This is a genomic window from Desulfurobacterium sp. (assembly GCF_027028515.1).
Taxonomy (GTDB): Bacteria; Aquificota; Aquificia; order Desulfurobacteriales; family Desulfurobacteriaceae; genus Desulfurobacterium_A.
This window is the reverse complement of sequence record NZ_JALVIW010000083.1, coordinates 1-2,910: the sequence shown is the minus strand read 5'-3', so window position 1 is coordinate 2,910 and position 2,910 is coordinate 1. Positions and strand designations below refer to the sequence as shown.

At 40.0% G+C, this 2,910-nt stretch carries 2 protein-coding genes and 1 pseudogene; 1 reads left to right on the top strand and 2 read right to left on the bottom strand.

Annotation, left to right across the window (positions count from 1 at the left end):
• The coding region (locus MV676_RS07225) for a MerR family transcriptional regulator (protein WP_297446268.1) at nucleotides 1-259 on the bottom strand (259 nt) is incomplete at its 3' end.
• A 179-nt stretch (nucleotides 260-438) separates the two neighbouring features.
• Between MV676_RS07225 and MV676_RS07220 the strand changes: the two genes are divergently transcribed.
• On the top strand, nucleotides 439-2,433 hold the full coding sequence (locus MV676_RS07220; protein WP_297446266.1) for a hypothetical protein: 1,995 nt from the start codon (nucleotides 439-441) through the stop codon (nucleotides 2,431-2,433).
• 22 nt (nucleotides 2,434-2,455) lie between these two features.
• Here the strand turns inward: MV676_RS07220 and MV676_RS07215 are convergent.
• A pseudogene (locus MV676_RS07215) lies at nucleotides 2,456-2,910 on the bottom strand (hypothetical protein); the annotation flags it as partial.

Here is a 2,910-nt window from a genome sequence, read left to right as displayed (position 1 = left end):
CTTCAAAGAGGCGTTCAATGTCGTCTTCCATCTTCAGAATAATACTGGTTCCAGCTACGTTAACTCCCCTTTCTCTGGTTAGGGAGACTATACGTTTAATTCTAACCAAATCCCTCTCAGAGTAGAGACGGGTCTTTCCCTCTGTCCTCGAAGGTTTAATAAGCCCCTCACTTTCGTAGAACCTGAGAGTCTGGGGATGAACGCCTGCAATTTTCGCAACGATACTTATCATGTAGACCGGAGTGTCTTTGTCTATCACCGCCCGCTCCTCCTGTATCCTTGAATAACAATTTAGTTATTTTTAAGCCTCTTGTCAAATATTCTAAAATCCCTCTTTAACTCACCCCTTCCCACCAGAATTATGGATTAGTTATAATGGCCGACAGAAAACGCTAAACAGTGGTACCCTTCAGAAGCTGAAAATAGCGGGAAGAGCTTATGCAGCTGAAGATGCCATTAAAATTTCTATCCAGCATTATCTTCATAACTCTCTTCATACAATTCTTTTCTTTTGCCCAGGAAACACCTGTTGTTCAAACCGGACACGCCGGAACCGTTATTTCCCTATCTTTTAGTCCTGATAGCAGATACCTTGCAAGCGGAAGCTGGGACAAAAAGGTTAAACTCTGGGACGTTAAAACAGGTTTACTTCTCAGAACTTTTAAGGGTCATCTGAGCAACATTAACTCTATATCCTACAGTCCCACGGGTAGGTTTATCGCAGCCGGCGATGCAGACGGTAAGGTAATAATCTGGGATGTAAAAAGTGGTAAAGCTACGAAGATCTTTACCCTCTCTTCCCTGGGTCGCGTCTGGAGCGTTTCCTTTAGTCCCGATGGAAAATTTGTAGCAGCCGGGGGAGATTTAGGAGTTATAAAAATCTGGAACGTTGAAGGCGGAAAACTTATAAGAGTTATCAAAACCAAACATTTGGTTCACTCCCTTTCATTCAGCCCCGACGGAAAATACTTAGCAAGTGCTGAAAACAGCTACGTGAAAGTCTGGGATTTCAAAAGTGGAAAACTTATAAAAGAGATAAAAGGTCACTCACGTGATGTTACTTCTGTTTCATTCAGCCCCGACGGAAAGTATCTCGCAACGGGAAGTAGAGACAAAACTGTCAAATTATGGAACACGAAAAACTGGAATTTGATAAGAACATTCAGAATTTCATTCTTTAAACGGAAGAGTCACTTCGAAAGCGTTGAAGCAATAGCCTTCAGCCCAGACGGAAAATACCTTGCAAGTGCCGGCAGTGATGGAACAGTAAGGTTATGGGACGTAAAAAGCGGGGATTTAAAAGCAACTATAGGGAAATTTGCTGTCTGCAGCATAGCCTTCAGTCCTGACGGCAACTACCTATCAATTGGCTTGAGTAACGGCACCATAAAGCTCTGGAACGTTAGAGAAAAGAAATTTGAGAAAGAGTTTAAAGGAGAACCCATAGAAATATATTCAGTAGCCTTTAGCCCTGACGGTAAACACATAGCAACGAGCAGCAACGATTACACAATAAGGGTGTGGGATTTAAAGAGCAAAAAACCGGTTAGAACAATCAAAACTTCATGGTCTGAGGTTTACTCTGTAACTTTCAGTCAGGATGGCGATTCTCTTGCGTTCGGAGACTTTGACCTTAACAATCTGTGGAGCGTTAAGATATGGGATATCAAAACAGGCTACCCTGCACGGAGTTTCTACCTTCAGTTCGGTGACGTTTTAGACATTGCTTTTAGTCCAGACGGAAAGTATTTAGCAACCCTGAGTGATATGAGGCTGTTAAGTATCTGGAATCTAAAAACTGGAAAAGTAAAACTTACTTTCTTTGAAACGGACAACGATACCCCCCGCATTCCTTTAGGTTGCGAGATATCTTTCAGCCCGAACAATAAATGGATTGCTGTTAGCAGTTGCGACTATGATGTTCCCGCTAAGGTATGGGACTTTAAGAACGAAAAGACCGTAAGCGTCCTTAAATACAGTTCCTTTAGTTCTAAAGTTGCCTTCAGCCCCGACGGAAAATATGTGGCAGGCGGAGGGATAGGTTTTGCCTACCTGTGGGATGTAAAAACGGGAGAAGTCGTTAAAGAATTTGATGATATTATCGTTTCTGCGGTTGCCTTTACTCCGGACGGCAGGTCTGTGGTGTTTGCAGGCCAGAGCGGAATCATTAACTTTTACGATGTAAAGAGCGGTAAACTTCTGAAAAGCCTAAAATCCCCTTCAGATTATATTGAATCAATGGACATCAGCCCCGATGGGAAATACCTTGTTACCGGAAACCTTGATAACACATTCAAGCTGTGGAATTTAAAAACCGGCAAAGTAGTTGCTACTTTCTACATATTCCCCGATGCAACTTTGGTTGTTACACCTGAAGGTCACCTTTACGGCACAGGAAAGTTCAGGAAATATGTATTTAAAAATTACAAGTAAAAGCTGATAAACTCATTACCATTTAATTTGGCTTTACCAAAAGCTCCTTTTTAGATTTTATTTTTCTTTTTATTTCTTCTATTAAGTTTTTCATATCTGGATGCATTTGCTCTAAAATTTCCAGAGCAGACATTAGAGTCCTGAATGTTTCATTATTTGTGAATACACGCATATGAGAGATTTGATTTTTATTTATTTTATCCAATTCATTATCTAATTTTTTTAACCTTTTTCTGGAAAACTTCCAGTTATGTTTTCTTAATAAATCTACATTTTCTCCCAGGAACACATAAACTATTAAAGAAAGAAGCTCACTATCCAAGGATATTTCCCTTATTTTTTCTTCCTGCTCTTTCATTTTTTCATCCAGTCCTTTCGATTTTTCATTCAATTCTTTCAATTTTTCATCCAGTCCTTTCGATTTTTCATTCAATTCTTTCAATTTTTCATCCAGTCCTTTCGATTTTTCATTCAATT

Bases quoted from the DNA above. Each gene is read 5' to 3' on its own strand.
- MV676_RS07220 (WP_297446266.1), top strand. From the start codon at position 439: ATGCAGCTGAAGATGCCATTAAAATTTCTATCCAGCATTATCTTCATA.